The organism is Arcobacter denitrificans (SeqCode), assembly GCF_048571185.1.
In the GTDB taxonomy this organism is placed as follows: domain Bacteria; phylum Campylobacterota; class Campylobacteria; order Campylobacterales; family Arcobacteraceae; genus Arcobacter; species Arcobacter denitrificans.
Window position 1 is genome coordinate 1,218,892 of the sequence record NZ_CP182350.1, and the last position, 23,172, is coordinate 1,242,063.

The following is a 23,172-nucleotide window of genomic DNA, read 5'->3' on the forward strand; positions in this document are numbered from 1 at the left end:
ACAAAAAATATATTTAATACAGCACTATATTTTTAGTTATCTTTATAATGTTTAATGTATTATTATAAAAAAGAAGGAGAAAAATGTTTGAGAACTTACCATTAGAAGTTGTTTCTAATATACTATCAATTATTGTTATTGGTTTAATAATTGTTAATTTTATAAATTATAAGAAAAAAATTGCAGTTATTGAGGGCTTATATAAGTTAGAAGAGGATAAAAAGCTTACTCCTGAAGATAAAGATTTTATTTCATCTAGTATAACAGAATACGAAATATTACAGGCTAAACAACAAGGGTTTAATAAGTTAATGTACCCTGCTTTTATATTAATTGCTGGTATATTCTTTATATTTTTTAAAGTTGAAGAAGCTATGATTCACATAAATATTCTAGTTGTTACTTACATATACTTATATGTTAAAACAATCCACTATAAAAACTTTATTAACCTTCTTAGGAAAATCAACATTTAATGAAATCCTTTTCCAAACTCTTTTTGGCATCATTTTTAATTTTACTTTCGTGTTTAGGGTTTGGAAGATTTGCTTTTGGCATGGTTTTGCCAAATATGCAAATAGATTTAAATATCTCAACAACACTTATTGGCTTTATTGGTAGTGCAAACTTTGCTGGATACTTTATAGGAATAATCTTTTCTAGTAAATTTTATTCAAAATTTAAAACTTCATCTTTAATTTCGAAAATGCTTTTAATTCAAGGTTTTAGCATGATACTTATGAGCCTTTTTGATAACTATTTATTCATATCATTTTTATATTTTTCTTCTGGTTTTTTAGCTGCTATTTCAAATATTGCTATTATGGTTTATATTTCCCATGCCGTTCCTAAAAATATACGAGGTAAAGCACTAGGTATAGCAGTTAGTGGCAATGGTGTTGCTATAATATTCTCAGGATTTTTAGTTCCCTTTTTGGAACAATTTTATCAAGCAAACTCTTGGAGAGTATCTTGGATTATCTTCTCTTGTATTATAATAGTAGTATCTTTTATAATCAAGCACTTGCTTACTTACGATGTTGATAATAGTATAAAATCCAATAGTAAATTTTATGAATATAAAAATAGCAAAAAGTTTTGGGAGATTGCCTCTTTATACTTTTTATTTGGTATAACTTATGTTGTGTATGTTACTTTTTTTGTTAGTGCCTCAATTGAAAAGTGGAGTCTTAGTTCACAGGTTTCTGGTATATTTTGGTCAACATTTGGTTTTATTTGTATATTTGGGGCTTTTATATTTGGAGCAATTGCAGATAAGTATGGTACCTTTAAAACTTTAATTCTAGTATTTGCCTTTCAAGCTTTTTCTATCTTTATACTTATATTTGATACACCTAGCTTTGTACTATTTATCTCTGTATTCTTTTTTGCCATATCTGTTTGGAGTGTTCCTACAATGATTGCCATGCTTTGTACAGAGTTCTTTGGACTAAATAAAACTGCTCAAGTATTTTCTTTAGTTACTCTTATTTTTGCTATTGGACAAATCATTGGACCCCTTGGTGCTGGATATATTTATGATAGCTTCAACTCTTATGATTTTGTTTTCCTTGTTACATTTTTATTGAGTTTTTTAGGCTTTTTATTATCTATAATTTTTTCATATAAAAAGATCTCTATTTAATAGAAGATAAAAAAAGGGGTGAAGCAACTAGGCTTCTCCCCTTTTTTTTAATTAGAATATTTTAAATAATTATAATACAGGAGATTTGATAACCATTAATTTCTCATTTGAACACTCTTCCATTGAATGGTGAATTCCACCTAATCCAAGTCCAGAAGCTTTTGCTCCTCCAAATGGCATCCAGTCTACTCTAAATGCTGTATGGTCATTTACCATTACTGCTGTTCCATTTAATCTTTTTACTGCTTTTAATGCTGTATCTACATTTTTAGTAAACACTGCTGCTTGGAAAGATACTTCTAAAGCATTTGCTCTATTAAATGCTTCTTCTATATCTGAGTAAGAATAAACACAAACTACTGGTCCAAACACTTCTTTAGTTGAAACTAAAGCATCATCTGCTGGGTTTACAATTACAGTTGGTTCATAACAAGAATCAGAAATTCTTTTTCCACCAACTAGTATTTTTCCACCTTTAGTTACTGCTTCATTTACCCACTCTTCAACTCTATTAACTTCATTATGGTTAATAAGTGGTCCAACTTCAGTTTTAGGGTCTAATTGATCACCTACAACTAATTTAGATGCATAATCAGAAAGTTTAGAAGCTACTTCATCAACGATTGATTCATGAACAAACACTCTTTGTACAGAAACACAAACTTGACCAGCATGGTAGAAACCACCTTTTCCAATTGATGGAATTAAGTCATCGATATCAGCATCTGCTTCTACGATTACTGGTGCAACTCCACCATGTTCTAGGGCAACTCTTGTTCCATTTGCAACTTTAGAGTTTAGGTACCAACCAACAGCACCAGAACCAATGAAAGTTAATGCATTTACTTTAGGGCTAGTTGCAAGTAACTCTCCACCTTTTCTATCACAAACTACAGCTTGTGCCCAACCAGCTGGAAGACCAGCCTCTTCTAAAATCTCAACTAATCTAATAGCTGACATTGGAGTTTGAGTTGCTGGTTTAATTACTACTGAACAACCAACTGCAATTGCAGGAATTACTTGATGAATTGCTAGGTTTAGAGGATGATTAAATGCTGAAATAGCAGCAACAACACCGATAGGTTCTTTGAATGTATAAGCCATTCTATTTGCACTAGAAGCTGTATGTCCCATAGCTATTTGTTTACCTTCTCTTGCTCCTAGAGCTTCAATTGCTAGTTTTACACCATTGATTGCTCTATTCACTTCTACTTGAGAATCCATCCAAGGTTTACCACCTTCGCTAGCACAAAGTTTTGTTAATTCATCTACTTGAGATGACATTATTTCTACAACTTTTTCTAATATCTCAACTCTTTTATATGTTGGTAATACTTTACTTTGGTCTAAAAATGTATTGCTTGCTAACTCTATCGCAGCTTCTACTTCTTCTACTGTACTAAATGGTACACTTCCTACTACTTTACTATCAAACGGTGATGTTACTTCTATTGTTTTACTCATTCTACTCTCCTTTTTATTATTTATCTAAACGCATAACAAATACTGAGCAAGCAGCATGACGAATAACTCGTTCTGCTGTGCTACTAATAAAATAACTACCCAAGCCTGGTCTAGTTGCCATCATTACAATAGCATCTGCATCTATTTTTTTTGACTCTTCCAAAATCTCATTATGTGCAGAGCCATCTTTTATTTTAAAAGATACCTTATCCATAGGTAATGAGTGTTTTATTGCAATTTCTTTTATAGCATCCAATGCACTTTTATCATAATCCACTTGATTTTGATCTTCAAGAATAGGATATACTGATCCATGTGTACGATTTGAATTAACATACAACAAAGTGATCTTTCCATCGTCATCAAGTACTTCAAAAGCACCTTTAAATAGTTTTGTATGATTCTTTTTATATGCCAAATGAATAGGCACTAATATATTTTTAAACATTATTTTCTCCTTTATCCCATAACTTTATCAGGTAACCACAGAACAAGTTCTGGAAAAAGCATACAAATTACAAGAACTACAAAATTTACCAAAATAAAAGGAGTTACTGATTTATATATCTCTCCCATGCCAACATCTGAAGGTGCAATACCTTTTAAATAAAACAGTGCAAAGCCATAAGGTGGGGTTTGTACCGCAATTAAAATATTGATAATCATCAATACTCCAAACCATATTGGATCATACCCCAATGAAACAGCAATTGGAGTAAATAGTGGTGCACACATTAATACGATTATAAACTCATCAATGATAAATCCTAAAAACAACATTATAATCTGAAACATTATAATAATCATAATAGGTGGTAAATCTAATCCATGAGTAAAATCAGCAATCATACCTTGAATACCCATAAGTAAATGAAAGTTACTAAATACTGAAGCACCTAAAATAATCCACATAGCAACACTTACTAATATAGCAGTTTGCATACCTACAGCTCTAAACATATCTAACTTAAATCGTTTAAAGAATATAGCTAGCAAAAGAGCTCCTGCAACTCCTAGAGCTCCTGATTCAGTTGGTGTTGCAATACCTGAAATAATACTTCCAAGAACAACAAAAATTAATCCAATCGCAAAAAAGCCATCTCTTGCTATTCTGATTTTTTCTTTACCAGTTAATTCAGGTAAATCTAAATTCTCACTTAACAATGGAGCTTTTTCTGGTTTCAATTTTGTACTAATTATAATATATGTAATTAATAATAAAATAGTAACTAAAGCGGGAACCATTGCACCTAAAAACATTCGTCCAACTGAATTTTGAGTTGAAGCAGCAAACATAATCATTGGAATACTTGGTGGAATCAAGATACCAAGGGCACCTCCAGCCATAATAGTACCAAGGGCTAGTTTACGATCATAACCTGCTTCCAACATTGGTCTAAGAGCAATACTTCCTGAACTCATAATACCAGCACCAATAATACCTACCATTGCTCCAATCATAGAACAGATAAAAACTACACTGATGGCTAAAGAACCACGAATTTTACCAATAATCATTTGACTAGCACTAAACATTGCATCACCAATACCTGAATGAGTTAAAAGTTGTCCCATGTATATATATAGTGGAATTGCAAGTAATATAAAACTAAAGTACGTTGATTCAACAGTAGTTGGAATTACATTAAAAATCCCATCTCCCCACGTGAAATAGCCAACTAACATGGCAATTCCACCTAGGGCTAATCCAACTGGAGCACCTATGGCGAAAAAAATTAAAATACAAAATAATAAAATAACGGTAAGTAATTCAACACCCATCTTCTGTCTCCTTCTCAAATAAATCTTCACCTGTAACTAAGTGATAAAGATTTGTTATCATATCTCTTACTAATTGTATTGTGAAAACTGAACTAGCAATACATAACATAACCCAAAAGTGCCACATTACAGGTGCCCATTCACTTTGTCTTTGATAATCAAACTCAATAGCTTCTTCATATTTACCAACACTTACATAAAAAATAATAATTAGAAAATAGATTCCAAGAGAATAAGAAATAAGATTAAAAATATCTTTAACTTTTGGAGAAACAGTTAAATAAAGAATATCAACATTAATATGAGCTCTTTTTTGTTGAGCATAAGCTCCACCTAATGCAGCTATATATCCAAATAGAAATAGAGATAAATCATATGCCCAAATTGTTGGGGCATCAAATATATATCGAGCAACAACCTCGAACACAACAATAAAGGCAAGGACTGGCATCAAGAATGATGCCCCCTTACCTAAATACATAACAATTTTGTCAACTACTGAACAAAATAATTTTAAACCTTTTTTAAACATGATTAACTCCTGTTTTAAAATTTACCTATTTTGTTTGTGTTTTTCTAAGAATATCAACTAATTGTTTACTATATTTATCTTTAGCAGAATACTCATCCCATAGTCCAGCACCAGCTTTTGCCCATGCAGCTTTATCAGCTTCAGATGGAGCAGGAGACCACTTTAAGCCTTTTGCAATCATTTGATCAAGAGCTTCTTTTTCCCATTTTTTTGAGTTTACTAATTGAGCTTTTGCATGATCTTGAGTTGCAGAATAAACAGCTTCTTGTAACTCAGGAGTTAGTTTCTTCCAAGCTGATCTATTAACAACGATTGGTAAAACTTGTGCACCAGCTAGTGGTAATCTATACATATATTTTGCAACTTCTACGTGATTTCCATCTCTGTGGTCAATCATATTTGAACCAATAGAACCATCAATAACACCTGTTGCTAAACTTGTGTAAATTTCAGACCATGCTAAAGATACAGGAGAAGCACCTAAGTTTCTTAAGAATTTACCATATGCACCAGGAGCTCTAATTTTAAGTCCTTGGAAGTCTGCAACTGATTTGATAGGTTTTTTAGTAATAATATAAACAGCTGGTTGGATATATGGCTCTAACCATACAAGTCCTTGAGAACCATATGCTTTTTTAAGAACATCACCAAAACCTTGATCATGGAAAAGTTTATATAATTTATCAGTATCATCTGTACCACCTGGTAAACCAATTTCAACTACACCTGCTGGTAATTCACCTGCATGCATTGATTGAAATGGAGCAGCCATAGTAATTAAACCTGATTTTGCAGCACCTAATAATCCTGAAGTTCCAACACCCTCACCTGAGAATAATACTTGAACTTTAACTTTACCACCAGTTTTTTCTTCAATTCCTTTTCCAAGGTTTTGATATAATTCACCAAATGCAGTTCCTCTACCATAAAGGTTTCCAAATCTCCAATTGTGATCTGCAGCTGTAGCTGTATCAACTAATCCCATAATTCCTAATAATGCCACAACTGATGTTGACACTATGCTTTTTTTAATTTTATTTAAACTAAACATTATTTTCCTTTTTTTTATTTTATTTTTTTAATTAGACTTTGACTAAGTCAATCATCTAAGAGTTAATAGTACATACCCATTCTTTTTTAAATACACCTCCCTCATTACATGATTTAAATTTTAATTATCCAACTAAACTTGTGAATAATTCTTCGAATTTATCTAGACCTTCATTAGCTAGTTCATCACTAATTGTTAATGCTGGTAAGAATCTAATAACATTGCTATTAAAACCACAAGATAATAGGATTAGTCCAAACTCTTCTGCTTTTGAAATAACTGCTTTTGTTAAGTCAGTATTTGGTTTTTGTAAATCACCATCAAGTGTTAATTCCATTGCTATCATGGCACCTTTATTTCTTACTTCACCAATTAAATCTGGAAATTTTGATTGTAATGCAGTTAATCTTGCATTAAATAAATCACCAATTTGAACTGAACGATTAAGTAAATCTTCTTCTTCCATAATCTCTAATACTGCTAATCCAGCAGCACAAGCAACGGGTGAACCACCATATGTTCCACCTAGTCCTCCAGGAATTGGAGCATCCATAATTTGAGATTTTCCTACAACTGCAGCTAATGGATATCCACCAGCAATACCTTTTGCCATAGTCATTAAATCAGCTTCAACACCTGAATATTCTGCATTGAACATTTTTCCAGTTCTTCCAAAACCTGATTGAATTTCATCAAAAATCAATACAATTCCATGCTCATCACATATTTTTCTTAACTCTTGTAAAAGTTTTGTTGGAGTTGAATAAAATCCACCTTCACCTTGAACAGGTTCAACAATAATTGCAGCTACATCATTTGGTTCAATATCAACTTTAAATAAGTTTTTAATTGCTTTTAATGAATCATCAATTGTTGCATCATAAGTTGATGCAGGAAAGGGAACATGATATATATCACCAGGAAAAGGTCCAAATGATTTTTTATATGGAGCAATTTTTCCTGTAAGTCCCATAGTTAAGTTTGTTCTACCATGAAAAGAACCATTAAATGCAATAACACCTCGTCTACCAGTATGAGCTTTGGCTATTTTTACACAGTTTTCAACAGCTTCTGCACCAGTTGTTACAAAAATTGCTTTTTTTTCACTATCACCAGGTGCAAGTTTTGTTAACTTTTCTGCTAATTCAACTGCAACTTCATATGGGTTAACCATTACACAAGTGTGAGAAAAATTTTCAATTTGTGCTGTTACTGCTTTTATGATTTTTGGATGACTATGCCCAGTATTACATACAGCTATTCCTGTTCCAAAATCAATAAATCTTCTACCTTCAACATCCCATAATTCAGCATTTTTTGCTTCTTTAACAAAAACTGGGTAAGCGTTTCCTTGTCCTCTTGCAAACACTTTTGCTTTTCGTTCTTGTAGTTCTTTATTGTTCATTATTTAGACCCTCTTCTATATTTAATTATTTGATTGAATTAATTATTACTGAAGAGCGTATTCAAATAGTATCATTATGGATAAATTTTATGTGTTTTATATATATTATAAAGGGTTAAAAAGAAGAAAGTTTTTTTGTGACAATTAAAAAATAAGTCAATAAAAGATAGAAATAGATTAGATAGAGCCCTAAAAAGGCTCCTAAAGAGAAAGATATTAAAAATAAATATTATCTATTTATTTTTAACTATCTTGTTTAGTAACAATAGAACCTTTATTAAAAACTCTTCTTTCGAATACACTTTCAATATCATCATGAATAATTGAGTCTTTATCTAAAAATATTAATTTCTCTTTATCCAACTCATTTACATTTTTTAAACCCATAACAGCCAATAAACTCTTCATACTTTTTAAAATATTATTATGATAATTTTTTATGTAATCTGAATGTTTTTTTACAAAATAGTGTTTTCTTTTTTTAATATCTTGAGTTGCCAATCCCACTGGACACTGATGATTTCCTGCTCCAGAACAATATCTAGCTCTAATACATCCAGCACTCATCATAAATCCTCGTGCAATTTGAATAAAATCAGCTCCAAGACAAAGTGTAATTACTACATCATCAGGAGTAAGTATCTTTCCACTTGCAGAAATTTTTACTTTATCTCTTACTCCATATTCTTTTAGAACTTTATCTACTAAATATATAGCATCTCTAATATCCATACCAATTCTTTCCATCATATCTAATGGAGCAGTAGCACTTCCTCCACTTCCTCCATCTATAGATATATAGTCTGGATAAGGTAAGTTTAGTTCAACTCTTCTTTTTATCTCTTTTGCTATTGGCACAATATTATCATAATCAGATATAACAATTTTTATTCCAACTGGTTTCCCTGATGCTTCTTGTAACTCTCCTATGAAATCAAACAGTTCTTCATTTGAATTTGCATATGGAAATCTATTAGGAGAGAAAGCATCTTTATTTGCTTCTATATTTCTATAATAAGCAATAGAAGGTGTTACTTTTTCAGCAATCAGTTTTCCACCTGTTTGTTTTGCACCTTGAGCAATTTTTATTTCTGTCATACGACAAAAAGTCATCTGTTTTTTATAACGTACAATGTCAAACTTTCCATCTTTTGTTCTAACCCCATATAATCCTGAACTAATTTGTAAAATAATGTCAGATATATCATCTGGAACTGTTTTAGGAAAATACTCAAGAGGAGCATCCCAATTAGGACGATAAAAACAATCTTTTTCTATATTGAATACGTAAGTATCAGCTTCTAAATCTTTTTTAAAGATAGTTTTTCTATAAAAATCTATTGCTACAGGAACATTAAATAGTATTTTTGACAATTTAAAAATTTTTTCTTGAAAGGCACTTCCTCTAACTTCTTTCATATATTTTGTATCATAATTACTATGAGTTACAAAAAAGTTTGAAGTTAATCCACCTTCACCAGAGTTGATAGGAAAATTTCCCTCTTTTGCACCATATACAAAAGCACGAGTACCTTCAGGAGAGATAGATCCATCACTCATAGGTCCACGTCCTATCATAGAACTTGAGATAAAAGGATTTTTTCTTTTTTCACCAAAAGTAACTGAAAAATCATTTTCAATTTCATCATCGTTCAATACAATATTAGTATGCTTTAACATAAGTTTTGGTTTTGGTAAAGGCTGTGATGGTGAAAAAGAGGCATAGTTAACTTTATCTCTTGATGCATTATAAACCCAATCCAATTTATCCATTGACTCATAAAATTTTTCATCACCAAAATATTGTCTAAAAGGTTCTCTAAATTCTTGAAAAACAAATCTAAGTCTTCCAATAATCGGATAATTCACCAAAATTTGATGTTTTCTTTGCACATATTTATCATGAATATACCACATAAATATACTCGCAGTTAAAACTAATAAAATAATAAACCATGTCTGCATTTGTAAGTCCTATAATTATTCAGCTAACTTGTTATTTTTGATATTTATTTAGCTTGAAGAATTATTACTGAAGAGTGTATTTAAATAGTATCATTATGAAAGATTTTTTATTTGCTTTAAATCTTATTTTTTGTTAAGAGATCATTGTTAAAACTAAGTGGAATATAAATAGAAAACTTAACTCCATTTGAGATATTTTTAGCACTTAAATGCCCTTGCATATTTTGTTCTATAATCATTTTACTCATATATAAACCAAGACCTGTTCCATTGTAGTTCTCTTTAGTTGTAAAATAAGGTTCAAATATTTTATTAATAATTGATTCATTTATTCCACCTGCATTGTCTGAGATTAATATTTGAATATGAGTTTGAGCTCTTTTTGTTTTTATTGTTATACATGGGTCTTTAATATCTGTTTCTAAAAATGCATCTTTTGAGTTAGTAAGAATATTTAATAAAACTTGAGAAAGTTCACTTTGAAATCCATGTATAATAAAATCATCTGAAATCATATTTTCAATTCTAATATTATAACTTTTAAAACTATCATCAATAAGAAAAATTGTTTTTTGAAGTGCTTCTTCTACTGAAAATGGTTGTTTTTCTTTGTTGGGTTTAAAAAAGTTTCTAAAATCATTAATAGTTTGAGACATTTTTTCTGTAAGTGCTGTACTTAAAACTTTCTGTTTATCCAAATACTCTTTATCAAGTTTGCCAAGAGAATATCTTAAATGTATATTCTGAACAACTGTACTCAATGCACTTAAAGGTTGTCTCCATTGATGGGCAATCATACTTATCATTTCACCCATTTCTGCAAGTTTTGATTGCTGAATCAACATTTGTTCTTGTTTTTTTCTATTGTCAATCTCTTCTTTTATTCTAATGTCTAGAGTATTATTTAAATATTCAAGCTCTGAAGTCTTAAATTTGAGCTTTCTATTTGAAAGTTCTAGTTCTCTAGTTCTTAATTTAACTTTTCTCTCTAAAGTACTATTTAACATCTCGATTTCTTCTTTTACATTTGTCAACTTTCTAATGTATCTACGTTGTAACATATATGTATATAAGATTACTAACAAAATAAAAATAAAAAAAGCCATAACCTTCCAAAATAGCTCATAATCAAATACTTTTTCGTATTTAACTGAAACCCAGTCATTCATAATTTTTTGTGTAGTTTCTTCGCTTATGGAATCAACGAGTTTCTCAAAGATATTTAAAAGTATTGGATCATCATTTCTTACACCAACTGATAATTTCCATTGGTCATCAAACTTACCAGATATTTGCAAACTACCATAAAACTCTTCTTGAAAGGCATAAGCTACATTTAGATGAGTTGTTACTTGACCAAAAAGTTCTCCCCTTTCAACTTTCTTTAATCCTATACGTAAGTGCTCTTGATCTACAACTTCAATATTTGGATAACTACGTCTTATTATTTCATTGTATGCAAAATCTTTTTGAATACCTATTTTTTTATCTTTTAAAGTTTTTAAATCACTTATAAATGTTACAGTTCTTTTAGTAACTAAAACCAAAGGAGCAGTAACATATGGTTTTGTAAAACTCATGTAGTCTCGCCTTTGTTGGGTATCCATTACAAGGGCTAAAATATCACACTTTCTGCTTTTTACATACTCTAAAGATTGACTCCAGTTCTGTGTTTCCACAAGCTCTATGGGAATGTTAATCTTTTTTTGGAAACTTTTAATATAGTCAGCAACGATTCCAACATGTTTATGATTTTCTATCTTTTCATATGGCATCCAGTCTGGATCAACACACATGGATATACTTAATTTTGTTTCTAAATAATCTTTCTCTTTCTTAGAAAATATTAAAGGTAAATGAGCTAAATCCTTTAAAAACCACTTATCGAAAAGTTCTTTTTTTTCCCTTATTGAAATAGAATTTAATCCTTTTTCTAAAATTGACTGAAGTTCTGTTTTATCATTTTTGATAAGAAAATATAAGTTTGTTGGTTCAAAACTTATAAGAGGCATAGCTTTTAAATCAATAATTAAATTATCTTCTAAATACTCTTGAATAATAATTGGAGATGCTATTAAGGCATTAACATCACCTTCAAGAAGTTTTTGTACAGACTCCTGCATGTTTTTTGTCTCTATAACTTTTATATCAGAATGCTTTTCCTTTATATCTGATATGTCTTCTACATCACTTACAATTGCAATTTTTTTATGCTTTAAATCATCAAAGGTGTTAATATTATTTTCTTCTTTTTTTACAAATAAGATTCTTTTAATCTGTAAAACTTTAGAAGAATAGACCCCATAATTATTTTTTGTTTTTCCCTTATTTAAGATTGGCATTAAATCTACTTCTTCATTTTCAAAAGCAAATTCTATATTACCTTCATTAATATCTACAGTTCTAGTCTTTATTTTAAATTTTTTTATGATTATTTCTAAAATATCATTTGCAAAACCATCTTTTTCATACTTTTTATTTAGATAACTCAAAGGATACAAATCTGTAATACCAATTTTTACTTTATTATTTTGAATCCACTCTTTTTCTTCTTGAGTTAAAGTAGGAGTTTGTGCAAATAAAATATTTGAAAATAAAAAGATTAGAATAATAAACTTCAAACAGTAGCTCCAGAAATTTTTGTTTGATTATATCACAGTATGCAAAATTATGGAAAAAAAGATACCATCTTTAGTATTTGTAGCAAATAATTTTCCATCATGGTGATTCTCTATTATAATCTTTGACATATAAAGGCCTATCCCTGTACCATTTTTCTCTTCTTTAGTAGAAAAGTACGGTTCAAATATCTTATCTATATACTCCTCTTCAATTCCTCCACCATTATCATATATCTCTATTTTTATACCATTATCTAAATCCTGAGTTTTTATTTCAATTTTGGCATCTTGTGTCTTTTTTTCTAAATGTTTATCTTGAGCATTTTTCAGTATATTTATGAGTACATGAACAATTTCATTTTCATAAATATCAATTTTATTCTTACTGTTAAGATTTACTATAAGACCAATATTATTGCCCTCTAAATCTTTTTGTACCATTTTAAGAGTATTGTTAATAGGATTTTCAATAGTTGTATTAACAAATACTTTGTCTGTTTTAAAAAAGTTTCTAAAGTCATCTATTGTTGTAGTTAAACTTTGTACATAAAATTCTATTTCATCTAGTTTTGTACTAAAAAAGCTTTTCTGTTCTTCTCTACCCTCTTTTGTTTCTAAATCATATTTTCCAGAGGCTAGTTTATATTTTAAATTATAAGATGCTGTTCCAATTGAAGATAAAGGTTGTCTCCATTGATGAGCTATCATGCCTATCATCTCACCCATTGCTGCAAATCTTGATTGATTTTCTATTATCTGCTGTTTTTCTTCATTTTTTTGGATTTCTATTTCAAGTTTTTCATTTTTTTCTATTAGTTTCTCTTTTAAAACTTTTGATTCCACTGCTTTTAATAGACTCTCTTGCAGTTTATATATATCAATTGGTTTTAATACATAAGCACTAATATTTAACTCAATAGATTGCATAAGAAACGTTGTTTCTTGGTGTGCTGATGTAATAATTATAGGGATTTCTTTATCGATTTCTCTAATCTTTTCAATCATACCAAGCCCATCTAGTTTTGGCATTTTTACATCTGTTAATATTAAGTCTATTTTATGTGGAGAAGATTTAAAAATAGACAAAGCATCTTGCCCATTTTGAGCACAAATAACATCTATCCCAAATAGGCTTAGAGTTTCTGTTATTCCTTCTTGTATTATAGATTCATCTTCTGCATAAAGAACAGTTATATTGTTAAGGATTTGTTTATCTATCATAGAATCTCTTTTTATTTTTTACATAGTTTAACAGTAAATAGTACTCAAATAGTAGCATAAAATATAATATATTAACATATTATAATCACTTAAGAGAACTATTCTATTGCCTCTTTTATACATTATTATAAGAAACAACATGTTAACATAGCGTGTTAAAAGGATTTTAATGGATTATGGTTTATTAAAAAAATATACTAAAGATTTACATGTACTTTTTGTTGAAGATGATATAGACTTTAGAAAAGAGTTTAATGAATTACTTTTAGATATTTTTCCAAAAGTTACAACAGCAGTTGATGGACTGGATGGACTTAATAGATATAAAGAATACTACGAAAATACAAATAAATATTATGATTTAATCATATCAGATATTAAAATGCCAAACTATGATGGTGTAGAATTAGTAGATGCAATATATAAAATTAGAAAAGATCAAAAAGTTGTGATTTTATCTGCAAGAAGTGAATTTGATTATCTCTTACCTTTAGTTAATTTGGGAATACATCAATTTTTTACTAAGCCTATAGATTATTCTATTTTTTTAAACGATATCTTTCAACTATCTAATGAAATCTATCAGCAAAACTTTAACGACAATAGTAATATTGTAAGGATTGATGAAACTTTAGTTTGGGAAAAAGACAATAAAAAACTAGTTAAAGGTGATACTATAATAGAACTCACTAAAAAAGAAATTATATTTCTAAATACGATACTTAGTAACAATGGAAAGATATGTACTGCAGATGAACTAATCAATACCATTTGGTTTGAAGATTTTGATGTAAGTGCAGATATTAGTAATCTTAAAAATATCATATCCCGTTTACGAAAGAAAGTACCTAATTTACATATCAAAAATATTTATGGCATGGGTTATAAGGCTGATTGTCAATAAGATTATAAAAAATAAGCATATATAGAAGTCATAAAAAAAGGGGTGAAGCAACTAGGCTTCTCCCCCTTTTTTTAATTAGAATATTTTAAATAATTATAATACAGGAGATTTGATAACCATTAATTTCTCATTTGAACACTCTTCCATTGAATGGTGAATTCCACCTAATCCAAGTCCAGAAGCTTTTGCTCCTCCAAATGGCATCCAGTCAACTCTAAATGCTGTATGGTCATTTACCATTACTGCTGTTCCATTTAATCTTTTTACTGCTTTTAATGCTGTATCTACATTTTTAGTAAACACTGCTGCTTGGAAAGATACTTCTAAAGCATTTGCTCTATTAAATGCTTCTTCTATATCTGAGTAAGAATAAACACAAACTACTGGTCCAAACACTTCTTTAGTTGAAACTAAAGCATCATCTGCTGGGTTTACAATTACAGTTGGTTCATAACAAGAATCAGAAATTCTTTTTCCACCAACTAGTATTTTTCCACCTTTAGTTACTGCTTCATTTACCCACTCTTCAACTCTATTAACTTCATTATGGTTAATAAGTGGTCCAACTTCAGTTTTAGGGTCTAATTGATCACCTACAACTAATTTAGATGCATAATCAGAAAGTTTAGAAGCTACTTCATCAACGATTGATTCATGAACAAACACTCTTTGTACAGAAACACAAACTTGACCAGCATGGTAGAAACCACCTTTTCCAATTGATGGAATTAAGTCATCGATATCAGCATCTGCTTCTACGATTACTGGTGCAACTCCACCATGTTCTAGGGCAACTCTTGTTCCATTTGCAACTTTAGAGTTTAGGTACCAACCAACAGCACCAGAACCAATGAAAGTTAATGCATTTACTTTAGGGCTAGTTGCAAGTAACTCTCCACCTTTTCTATCACAAACTACAGCTTGTGCCCAACCAGCTGGAAGACCAGCCTCTTCTAAAATCTCAACTAATCTAATAGCTGACATTGGAGTTTGAGTTGCTGGTTTAATTACTACTGAACAACCAACTGCAATTGCAGGAATTACTTGATGAATTGCTAGGTTTAGAGGATGATTAAATGCTGAAATAGCAGCAACAACACCGATAGGTTCTTTGAATGTATAAGCCATTCTATTTGCACTAGAAGCTGTATGTCCCATAGCTATTTGTTTACCTTCTCTTGCTCCTAGAGCTTCAATTGCTAGTTTTACACCATTGATTGCTCTATTCACTTCTACTTGAGAATCCATCCAAGGTTTACCACCTTCGCTAGCACAAAGTTTTGTTAATTCATCTACTTGAGATGACATTATTTCTACAACTTTTTCTAATATCTCAACTCTTTTATATGTTGGTAATACTTTACTTTGGTCTAAAAATGTATTGCTTGCTAACTCTATCGCAGCTTCTACTTCTTCTACTGTACTAAATGGTACACTTCCTACTACTTTACTATCAAACGGTGATGTTACTTCTATTGTTTTACTCATTCTACTCTCCTTCTTCTAATAATGTTTCAGCATTTTTCACAAGGTCATTTAAAATAGCGTGATTTAAAGAATAATCTACAGCTAAATCAATTAAATGTACACCTTTCCCATTTACACATTTATCTAAAGTTTCAGTAAACTCTTCACAAGATGTAGGTCTATGTCCAGTTGCGCCATAAGACTCTGCATATTTTACAAAGTCAGGGTTACCATAGTCAAGTCCAAATGTATCAAATCCCATACCTGTTTGTTTCCATTTGATCATACCAAAGGCATTGTCATTTAAGATTACAACAGTAAGGTCAAGTCCAAGTCTAACTGCAGTTTCAAGCTCTTGTGAATTCATCATAAATCCACCATCACCACAAACTGTAACAACTTTTTTCTCTGGATGTACCATTTTTGCAGCCATTGCAGAAGGAAGTCCAGCTCCCATTGTTGCAAGTGCATTATCTAATAATAATGTATTTGGTCTAGCAGCTTTATAGTTTCTAGCAAACCAGATTTTATAAACACCATTATCTAAAGTTAAAATATCATCAGGTCCAAGAATATCTCTAATAGTTTTTACTGCTCTTTGAGGTAAAATAGGGAATCTCATATCACCAAAATATTTAGTTAATCTTACATTGATTGTTTTGATAATTAATTTAAAGAAATCAAAGTCCCAATGCTCTTGTGGAGATAATGCTCTATTTAAATCTGCAATACTTCCAGCAATATCACCTACAACATCTAAGTGTGGGAAATATGTTGGGTCAACTTCAGATGGAGAAAAGTTAATATGAATAACTTTAGTAGCATCAGGTCCCTCTTCCATAAAAAATGGTGGTTTTTCAATAACATCATGACCAACATTAATAATTAAGTCAGAAGTTTCAATTGCTGCATGAATAAAATCTGCTGAAGATAATGCAGCAGTTCCTAAACATAATTTATGATTATCATCAACAACACCTTTACCCATTTGAGTAGTGAAGAATGGAATTCCTGAATCATTAACAAAATCAGTTAATGCATCACCAATTCTATTTCTATTAGCACCTGCACCTATTAAAATAAGTGGTTTTTTTGCAGTTTCTATCATTCTAACTGCTTGTAAGATAGTTGCTTTATCAGCATATGGATATCTTACATGTTGTACTGGATATAAATAATCAGAAGTTGACTCTTCTTCAGCAATATCTTCTGGTAACTCAATATGAACAGCACCTGGTCTTTCTGCAGTTGCTATTTTAAATGATTCTCTAACCATTGATGGAATATTATTAGCATTTACCACTTGTTTAGCATATTTTGTCATTGGTTTCATCATACCAACGATATCAATAATTTGAAATCTTCCCTGTTTTGATTTTTTAATTGGTTTTTGCCCAGTAATCATCAATGATGGCATACCACCAAGTTGTGCATATGCTGCACTTGTAGCAAAGTTAGTAGCTCCAGGGCCAAGAGTAGAGATACAAACTCCTACTTTTCCTGTAAGTCTTCCATAAGTTGCAGCCATAAATCCTGCACCTTGTTCGTGTCTAGTTAAAACTAGTTTAATGTTTGATGTTCTTAGAGATTCTAAAAAATCTAAGTTTTCTTCCCCCGGTATTCCAAATATGTACTCAACGCCTTCGTTTTCTAAGGCTTTAACAAATAAATCAGATGCCTTCATTTTATTCCCTTTGTTTATTGTTTAAAATTTTTATTTTGATAAGTTTCTCACAAATAATGTTTAAAAAGTCTTAAAATTAAATTTTCCTTATACTGAATATAAAAAAATTAATTTTAGTTCTATTATTACACACTTTTTTTAAAACTCAAGATTATAGTTACATTAAATAAAATAACTAGATTTTTTTTTCTAAATAAATTAAGTTTTAAGTCCATGCCTATTTTAATAAATTATCCTTATTTTTTATTTAGTTTTTTAATGTAAAATCATTAAAAAAGTTTAGGAAAAACATAAATGAAATCTCTGATATTTGATCTTGATGGAACACTAATAAATTCACTTTTGGATATAGCACTTAGTATGAATAATGTTTTAAAAAAACATAATTACCCAAGTCATGAAATTGAAAAATATAATTACTTTGTAGGCGATGGTGCCTTAGTTTTAGTAAAAAATGCTATGCCTGATAATTCAAATGAAGAAGAGATAAAAAAGGTGTTAAAAAGTTTTATTGAACAGTATGAACAAAATACACACAATAACACCTTTGCTTATGAGGGTATTTATGAAATGTTAGAAAAAACAGAATCTTTAAACATAAAAAAAGCTGTTTTATCAAATAAGCCCCACAAATTTACTCTAAAATATATGGAAAACCTATTTAATAATTTTAATTTTCATGAGATTCATGGACAAAAAGTAGATATTCCTAAAAAACCAAACCCAACTATGGCTATTCAAATTGCTACGAAACTAAACACCAATCTTGAAGATATGATTTTTATAGGGGATACTTCCACAGATATAAAAACAGCAAAAAATGCAAATATGAAAAGTATAGGTGTAGCATGGGGATTTAGGCCAATTGAAGAGTTAAAAGAAGCTGGAGCTGATTTTATAGCACATAAGCCTATGGATATAGTTGAATATGTAACATCCCTGTAAGATAGGTTTTCTATCTTACAGTTCTACTTCAAAAAACTTTTCATCAATCTTTTTATACTCTGCAACAGAGCAAGTTATCTTTGAAGCATTTTTATAATCTCCAAACTCTTTGGCAAATAACTTTTGAAGGTCACTTAAGTTTGCCGTTCTAAAAATAAAATACCCTAAGATATCTTTTCCTCTTGAACCTGCCTTTTCTATACCAAAACTGTCAAACTTCCATTCAACACCTTTAGAAAACAAAAACACTTCACTTAATCTTTTTTCTAATTCATCACGTACTGAATTATTATACTCTTTTAAATGTATATAAAAAGCAACATTTATATTATAGTTTTCTTGTGATAATTTCTCTTCATATGAGTTTTGTGGTTCTTGTACGATTTTCGTATTATCCATTATATAAATCCTCTGTAAAATATATCTGCTATTATAATATGTTATACTTTTTTTAAATATAAAAGGAGTAAATTATGATTAGAAACTTATCTGTTTTTTTATTTTTAATTAGTTTCTCTTTAGCCAACAACTTAACAAATCCTCAAATCATCTATCAAAAAAAGTGCCAAATGTGCCACGCTTTAGATTATCCAGATAATATAGAAGAAAAAAAAGCACAAGTTGGACCAAATATTTTAATGGTAATGAAGAATTTAAATATAGGCATAGAGGCAGTTGAAGAGCCAAAAAATAAAGAAGAGTTAAGAGAACTTGTAATTGAATTTATAAATGACTATATTTTTGAGCCTACCCCACAAAAAAGTTATTGTGAAGAGGTTATTTTTAAACACTTTGATTATATGCCATCTCTAAAAGGTTTTATTTCAAAAAAAGAGGCACAGATTGTAGTACCGTGGGTTTATGATAATTTTTCACCAAAGGAAGAATAAATGTATGCAGTGATATTTGAAGTTTGGCCTAATAAAAATGGCAAAGAAGAGTACCTAAATATAGCTTCACAGCTAAAATTGTTTTTAGAAAAACAAAAAGGTTTTATCTCAATAGAGAGATTTCAAAGTCTAACAAATAAAGATAAACTTCTAAGCCTATCATTTTGGGAAGATGAAGAGGCCATAACTTTATGGAGAAATCTATTTGAACATAGAATCGCCCAACAAAAAGGAAGAGAAGAACTTTTTGATGACTATCGTATTAGAGTTTCTAAGGTTGTTAGAGATTATAGCATGAACAAAAGAGAAGAAATCCCAGCAGACTCAAAATAAATAATTTAAGATAAACCTTCTTCAAAAGTTTTAATTGATATAATAATTTCCTATTTAAGGATAAAAATGAAAACATTATTTATACAAATACTCATTATTTTTTGTTTTTCAATTAATGCACTAGCCGATTCCCTTAAACTTACAAAAGAAGAAAAAGAGTTTATTGCATCAAATCCTGTCATCAAAGTTGCAATGATGCCAGACTTCACACCTTTTACATACTATATAAATAGTACACCTGTCGGGTTTGAGCATGATTTGTTGAATATGATTTCCCAAAGAACAGGATTACAGTTTGAGAAAAAAATAGACAAATGGACAAATATTTATACCTCCTTTAAAAATAAAGAGGTAGATATGATTACTAGTATTTCATATAAAAAATATAGAGAACCTTTTACTACTTTTACAAGTGCATATTATGAAATACCAATTATGATATTTGTAAGGGATTCTTTTGGAGAATATAATGGAATAAAAAGTCTTAAAGACAAAAAAGTAGGAGTCTTAAAAGATGTATTTTATGTAAAAGAGTTAGAGAACCTAGAAACTATGAACTTGGTTTTTTATGATAACTACGCTGATTTAACAAAAGATTTAGTTTTTGGCAAAATTGCTGCTCTGATTCAAAACCTTACAAACATAAATTATCTTATTAAAAAGAACCTCTATTCAAATTTGAAACTTGCTAGTGAATTGACTCTTCCCAATACAAAAAAAGAGGATTTGAGATTTGGTGTTCAGCCTGAGAAACCACTTTTGAGTTCTATCTTACAAAAAGCGCTTACTTCCATAACAAGCAAAGAGAAAGAAGCTTTAGTTACTAAATGGATTGGTTCAATAAAAGAGTATAAAGGTGGTCATATTGAACTTAATAAAGAAGAAAAAGCTTATGTAAATACAAATATCATCAAATACTGTATAAACCCAGATGGATTACCCTTTGAAGGACTTAATGAAAAAGATGAACATTCGGGAATGAGTTCAGATTATTATAATCTATTTGAAAAAATGCTATCAGCAAAATTCGAACTTGTAAAAACAAAAAACTGGAATGAATCAATCACTTTTATAAAACAACATAAGTGTGATATGTTAGCTTTAGGAATGGAAACCCCACAGAGAAAAAAATATCTAAACTTTACAAGTAGTTATTTAGAAGTTCCTCTAGTAGTAGCAACAAGAGTTAATGTACCTTTTATAAATAATATATTGGATTTAGAAGGGGAAAGAATAGGTATTATAAAAGGAGATGCTTTTGTAAAAATACTCAGGCAAAAATATCCTTCTTTAAATCTAATAGAAGTAACTAATATAAAAGAAGGTCTAGACAAAGTTAAAGATGGGAAACTATTTGGGTACATAGATACCTTGGCTAGTATAGGGTATGAGTTTCAACAAAACTATTTTGGGGAGCTAAAAATAGCAGGAAAAATATCTGAAAATCTAAAACTATCAATCGCTGTTGTTAAAGAAGACAAAACCTTATTAACTATTTTACAAAAATCAGTTAATAAAATAACAAATGAGATGCATAGAGAAATTTTCAGAAAATGGATTCCTATAAAATACCAAAAAGGTGTAGACTATGCTCTTGTCTGGGAGATATCAATTACTGCGATACTTTTAATTGTGCTTATTATATATTGGAATAGAAAACTCATGCAGACCAACAACTTATTAAAACAAGCCAAAAAAGATATCCAAGAGAAAAACAAAGAGCTAAAAAGACTTGCAATTACAGATAAACTAACAAATTTATATAATAGAAGAAAACTAGATGAACTCTTACACACGGAGTTAAATAGATATGAGAGATTTAAACATCCCTTTGGTGTAGCCATTATAGATATTGACCACTTTAAAAAAGTAAATGATTCCTTTGGACATCAAGCTGGAGATAAAGTCTTAGTAGAGATTTCAGATATCTTAAAAACACATATTAGAAAAACAGATTTTGTAGGTAGATTTGGAGGGGAAGAGTTTGTAATTATTTGTCCTGAGTCCCAAGAAGAGGGTGTATATAACTTAATGGAAATTATCCGTAAAGATATAGAAAAGTATGACTTTGGAAAAATAGGAAAAATAACCACTAGTTTTGGAGTTGCCATATTAAAAGAGAATGATACAGTTGAATCAATTTTGAAAAGAGCAGATGAAGCACTTTATGAATCTAAAAATTCTGGTAGAAATAGAGTCACTGTAAAAGGTTAAAAAATTCTTGTTTTAAAAGATAGGTTTTGAAATTGTTTTAAACCTACTCTTTTATAAACTGTTTTCTATAGTTCTCTTCTAAAGCTGTCTTATCTTTGTAGTCAATTATATCACCAATTTCTATTTGAACTTTCAAGCCTTTTGTCCTATTTTTAATAGCATCTTCTAAAACCTCATTTGCATTTGATTTTATATATACAGGTAAAATAGGCAATCTGTTTTTTAAAGCTATTATTCGTGAACCTTCTTTAAAAGACGACAAAGCTGTATTATCTTTATTTCTAGTTCCCTCTGGAAAAATATACAAAGAGTGTCCCTCTTTTACTACTTTTTTACTATCTTTAAAAAATGGTGTCATATTTGAGGCATCTCTATCTAAGAGAACTGTTCCAGCATTTTGGGTAAATGTTCCAAAGAAGAAAGAGTTATATAACTCTTTCTTAGCTACCCAAAAACCATTGATTTTACTACTTCTTAAAGCAAGTTCGATAATCAAAGGGTCTATGATACTTCTATGATTTGACACCACTAAATACTTTCCATCAAGTGGCAGTTTTTCTTTGTTTATTACTTCAACACTTATGTTTAGTTTTCCTAATAGTTCTTGAGCATATTCTAATCGTAAATCAAATCTTTCTTGAGAGTTTTTTACTTTTTTGAGTTTAAATCCATATTTATTTGTGAGATATGTGGCATATATTGCCATACTTATTTGTTTGAAATTCAATAATATCCTAGTATTTTTTCGTAGTATATCCAGTTGAACTTAGGGGAATCATTGGTTTTGATTTTACATTTGACTATTGGATTAAAAGTATGATATAAAATAGTTTTAGGAGTTATTATGAATATAGAACAACGCTTTTTATTAAAAGCTATGGAAGATAAAAATTTTGTCTGTTTTATGTATGAGCAAAAGAGTTTTAAAAGTGTCAAGATTTTAAAGTTTGAGAATGATTTGATTTATACTGATAGTGGTAACTTTGAGATAGAGAAGATTAGAAAAGTTGTTGTTTTAAAAGAAAAATTTGATAAATTGGGCGTATAAA

21 protein-coding genes are annotated in these 23,172 nt (G+C 29.8%); 8 read left to right on the plus strand and 13 right to left on the minus strand.

Annotated features, from left to right (window positions below; all coding sequences use genetic code 11):
• Positions 1 to 83 precede the first annotated feature (83 nt).
• Positions 84 to 476 (plus strand): hypothetical protein, encoded by a 393-nt coding sequence (locus ACNI28_RS06070; protein ID WP_419766321.1) that lies wholly within the window; start codon positions 84 to 86, stop codon positions 474 to 476.
• A complete protein-coding gene (locus ACNI28_RS06075) occupies positions 476 to 1,645 on the plus strand; it encodes a YbfB/YjiJ family MFS transporter (RefSeq protein ID WP_419766322.1) in 1,170 nt (389 codons plus the stop codon). Before ACNI28_RS06070 ends, ACNI28_RS06075 begins: the two co-directional genes overlap by 1 nt.
• A gap of 69 nt (positions 1,646 to 1,714) precedes the next feature.
• Here ACNI28_RS06075 and ACNI28_RS06080 read toward each other — a convergent pair whose 3' ends face one another.
• The 9 genes from ACNI28_RS06080 to ACNI28_RS06120 all read right to left on the minus strand — a co-directional run bounded on the left by ACNI28_RS06080 (position 1,715) and on the right by ACNI28_RS06120 (position 13,686).
• Positions 1,715 to 3,109, minus strand: a complete 1,395-nt coding sequence (locus ACNI28_RS06080; RefSeq protein WP_419766323.1) for an aldehyde dehydrogenase family protein — start codon at positions 3,107 to 3,109, stop codon at positions 1,715 to 1,717.
• A gap of 16 nt (positions 3,110 to 3,125) precedes the next feature.
• The gene (locus ACNI28_RS06085; RefSeq protein WP_419766324.1) at positions 3,126 to 3,557 is read right to left on the minus strand and encodes a universal stress protein; all 432 of its coding nucleotides are present in this window, start codon (positions 3,555 to 3,557) and stop codon (positions 3,126 to 3,128) included.
• Positions 3,558 to 3,568: 11 nt separating this feature from the next.
• Positions 3,569 to 4,891 carry a TRAP transporter large permease gene (locus ACNI28_RS06090; protein ID WP_419766325.1) on the minus strand — a complete coding sequence of 441 codons (1,323 nt, stop codon included), beginning with the start codon at positions 4,889 to 4,891 and terminating at the stop codon, positions 3,569 to 3,571.
• Complete coding sequence (locus tag ACNI28_RS06095) at positions 4,881 to 5,423, minus strand: TRAP transporter small permease subunit (protein WP_419766326.1); 543 nt, start codon at positions 5,421 to 5,423, stop codon at positions 4,881 to 4,883. Before ACNI28_RS06095 ends, ACNI28_RS06090 begins: the two co-directional genes overlap by 11 nt.
• Positions 5,424 to 5,448: 25 nt before the next feature.
• On the minus strand, positions 5,449 to 6,474 hold the full coding sequence (gene dctP, locus ACNI28_RS06100; RefSeq protein ID WP_419766327.1) for a TRAP transporter substrate-binding protein DctP: 1,026 nt from the start codon (positions 6,472 to 6,474) through the stop codon (positions 5,449 to 5,451).
• Positions 6,475 to 6,598: 124 nt separating this feature from the next.
• Positions 6,599 to 7,879, minus strand: a complete 1,281-nt coding sequence (gene gabT / locus ACNI28_RS06105; RefSeq protein ID WP_419766328.1) for a 4-aminobutyrate--2-oxoglutarate transaminase — start codon at positions 7,877 to 7,879, stop codon at positions 6,599 to 6,601.
• Positions 7,880 to 8,122: 243 nt separating this feature from the next.
• The gene (locus ACNI28_RS06110; protein WP_419766329.1) at positions 8,123 to 9,844 is read right to left on the minus strand and encodes a glutamate synthase-related protein; all 1,722 of its coding nucleotides are present in this window, start codon (positions 9,842 to 9,844) and stop codon (positions 8,123 to 8,125) included.
• A gap of 116 nt (positions 9,845 to 9,960) precedes the next feature.
• Positions 9,961 to 12,465, minus strand: a complete 2,505-nt coding sequence (locus ACNI28_RS06115) for a transporter substrate-binding domain-containing protein (RefSeq protein ID WP_419766330.1) — start codon at positions 12,463 to 12,465, stop codon at positions 9,961 to 9,963.
• 27 nt (positions 12,466 to 12,492) lie between these two features.
• A complete protein-coding gene (locus ACNI28_RS06120; RefSeq protein WP_419766331.1) occupies positions 12,493 to 13,686 on the minus strand; it encodes a response regulator in 1,194 nt (397 codons plus the stop codon).
• 169 nt (positions 13,687 to 13,855) lie between these two features.
• Between ACNI28_RS06120 and ACNI28_RS06125 the strand changes: the two genes are divergently transcribed.
• The gene (locus ACNI28_RS06125) at positions 13,856 to 14,590 is read left to right on the plus strand and encodes a response regulator transcription factor (RefSeq protein ID WP_419766332.1); all 735 of its coding nucleotides are present in this window, start codon (positions 13,856 to 13,858) and stop codon (positions 14,588 to 14,590) included.
• Positions 14,591 to 14,683: 93 nt separating this feature from the next.
• Here ACNI28_RS06125 and ACNI28_RS06130 read toward each other — a convergent pair whose 3' ends face one another.
• Entirely contained in the window at positions 14,684 to 16,078 is a 1,395-nt protein-coding gene (locus ACNI28_RS06130; RefSeq protein ID WP_419766323.1) for an aldehyde dehydrogenase family protein, read from the minus strand.
• A 1-nt stretch (position 16,079) separates the two neighbouring features.
• A complete protein-coding gene (locus ACNI28_RS06135) occupies positions 16,080 to 17,741 on the minus strand; it encodes an acetolactate synthase large subunit (protein WP_419766333.1) in 1,662 nt (553 codons plus the stop codon).
• A gap of 294 nt (positions 17,742 to 18,035) precedes the next feature.
• On the opposite strand from ACNI28_RS06135, the gene ACNI28_RS06140 reads away from it, so the two are divergent.
• Positions 18,036 to 18,686, plus strand: coding sequence for an HAD family hydrolase (locus ACNI28_RS06140; RefSeq protein WP_419766334.1), 651 nt, complete (start codon positions 18,036 to 18,038; stop codon positions 18,684 to 18,686).
• Positions 18,687 to 18,701: 15 nt separating this feature from the next.
• Here ACNI28_RS06140 and ACNI28_RS06145 read toward each other — a convergent pair whose 3' ends face one another.
• Entirely contained in the window at positions 18,702 to 19,085 is a 384-nt protein-coding gene (locus tag ACNI28_RS06145) for a hypothetical protein (protein ID WP_419766335.1), read from the minus strand.
• Between the two features lie 74 nt (positions 19,086 to 19,159).
• Between ACNI28_RS06145 and ACNI28_RS06150 the strand changes: the two genes are divergently transcribed.
• From ACNI28_RS06150 to ACNI28_RS06160, 3 genes are all read left to right on the plus strand, one after another.
• Complete coding sequence (locus ACNI28_RS06150) at positions 19,160 to 19,576, plus strand: hypothetical protein (protein WP_419766336.1); 417 nt, start codon at positions 19,160 to 19,162, stop codon at positions 19,574 to 19,576.
• Positions 19,577 to 19,909: an antibiotic biosynthesis monooxygenase family protein gene (locus tag ACNI28_RS06155; protein WP_419766337.1), complete on the plus strand. Its 333-nt coding sequence runs from the start codon at positions 19,577 to 19,579 to the stop codon at positions 19,907 to 19,909.
• A gap of 66 nt (positions 19,910 to 19,975) precedes the next feature.
• On the plus strand, positions 19,976 to 22,123 hold the full coding sequence (locus ACNI28_RS06160; protein WP_419766338.1) for a transporter substrate-binding domain-containing diguanylate cyclase: 2,148 nt from the start codon (positions 19,976 to 19,978) through the stop codon (positions 22,121 to 22,123).
• Between the two features lie 43 nt (positions 22,124 to 22,166).
• Here ACNI28_RS06160 and ACNI28_RS06165 read toward each other — a convergent pair whose 3' ends face one another.
• The gene (locus tag ACNI28_RS06165; RefSeq protein ID WP_419766339.1) at positions 22,167 to 22,850 is read right to left on the minus strand and encodes a lysophospholipid acyltransferase family protein; all 684 of its coding nucleotides are present in this window, start codon (positions 22,848 to 22,850) and stop codon (positions 22,167 to 22,169) included.
• A 117-nt stretch (positions 22,851 to 22,967) separates the two neighbouring features.
• Between ACNI28_RS06165 and ACNI28_RS06170 the strand changes: the two genes are divergently transcribed.
• The gene (locus ACNI28_RS06170) at positions 22,968 to 23,171 is read left to right on the plus strand and encodes a hypothetical protein (RefSeq protein ID WP_419766340.1); all 204 of its coding nucleotides are present in this window, start codon (positions 22,968 to 22,970) and stop codon (positions 23,169 to 23,171) included.
• The last annotated feature ends 1 nt before the right edge of the window (position 23,172 follow it).

Coding starts and splice junctions, on each gene's coding strand:
- ACNI28_RS06070 (WP_419766321.1), top strand. CDS start 84: ATGTTTGAGAACTTACCATTAGAAGTTGTTTCTAATATACTATCAATT.
- ACNI28_RS06075 (WP_419766322.1), top strand. CDS start 476: ATGAAATCCTTTTCCAAACTCTTTTTGGCATCATTTTTAATTTTACTT.
- ACNI28_RS06080 (WP_419766323.1), bottom strand. CDS start 3,109: ATGAGTAAAACAATAGAAGTAACATCACCGTTTGATAGTAAAGTAGTA.
- ACNI28_RS06085 (WP_419766324.1), bottom strand. CDS start 3,557: ATGTTTAAAAATATATTAGTGCCTATTCATTTGGCATATAAAAAGAAT.
- ACNI28_RS06090 (WP_419766325.1), bottom strand. CDS start 4,891: ATGGGTGTTGAATTACTTACCGTTATTTTATTATTTTGTATTTTAATT.
- ACNI28_RS06095 (WP_419766326.1), bottom strand. CDS start 5,423: ATGTTTAAAAAAGGTTTAAAATTATTTTGTTCAGTAGTTGACAAAATT.
- dctP (WP_419766327.1), bottom strand. CDS start 6,474: ATGTTTAGTTTAAATAAAATTAAAAAAAGCATAGTGTCAACATCAGTT.
- gabT (WP_419766328.1), bottom strand. CDS start 7,879: ATGAACAATAAAGAACTACAAGAACGAAAAGCAAAAGTGTTTGCAAGA.
- ACNI28_RS06110 (WP_419766329.1), bottom strand. CDS start 9,844: ATGCAGACATGGTTTATTATTTTATTAGTTTTAACTGCGAGTATATTT.
- ACNI28_RS06120 (WP_419766331.1), bottom strand. CDS start 13,686: ATGATAGATAAACAAATCCTTAACAATATAACTGTTCTTTATGCAGAA.
- ACNI28_RS06125 (WP_419766332.1), top strand. CDS start 13,856: ATGGATTATGGTTTATTAAAAAAATATACTAAAGATTTACATGTACTT.
- ACNI28_RS06130 (WP_419766323.1), bottom strand. CDS start 16,078: ATGAGTAAAACAATAGAAGTAACATCACCGTTTGATAGTAAAGTAGTA.
- ACNI28_RS06135 (WP_419766333.1), bottom strand. CDS start 17,741: ATGAAGGCATCTGATTTATTTGTTAAAGCCTTAGAAAACGAAGGCGTT.
- ACNI28_RS06140 (WP_419766334.1), top strand. CDS start 18,036: ATGAAATCTCTGATATTTGATCTTGATGGAACACTAATAAATTCACTT.
- ACNI28_RS06145 (WP_419766335.1), bottom strand. CDS start 19,085: ATGGATAATACGAAAATCGTACAAGAACCACAAAACTCATATGAAGAG.
- ACNI28_RS06150 (WP_419766336.1), top strand. CDS start 19,160: ATGATTAGAAACTTATCTGTTTTTTTATTTTTAATTAGTTTCTCTTTA.
- ACNI28_RS06155 (WP_419766337.1), top strand. CDS start 19,577: ATGTATGCAGTGATATTTGAAGTTTGGCCTAATAAAAATGGCAAAGAA.
- ACNI28_RS06160 (WP_419766338.1), top strand. CDS start 19,976: ATGAAAACATTATTTATACAAATACTCATTATTTTTTGTTTTTCAATT.
- ACNI28_RS06170 (WP_419766340.1), top strand. CDS start 22,968: ATGAATATAGAACAACGCTTTTTATTAAAAGCTATGGAAGATAAAAAT.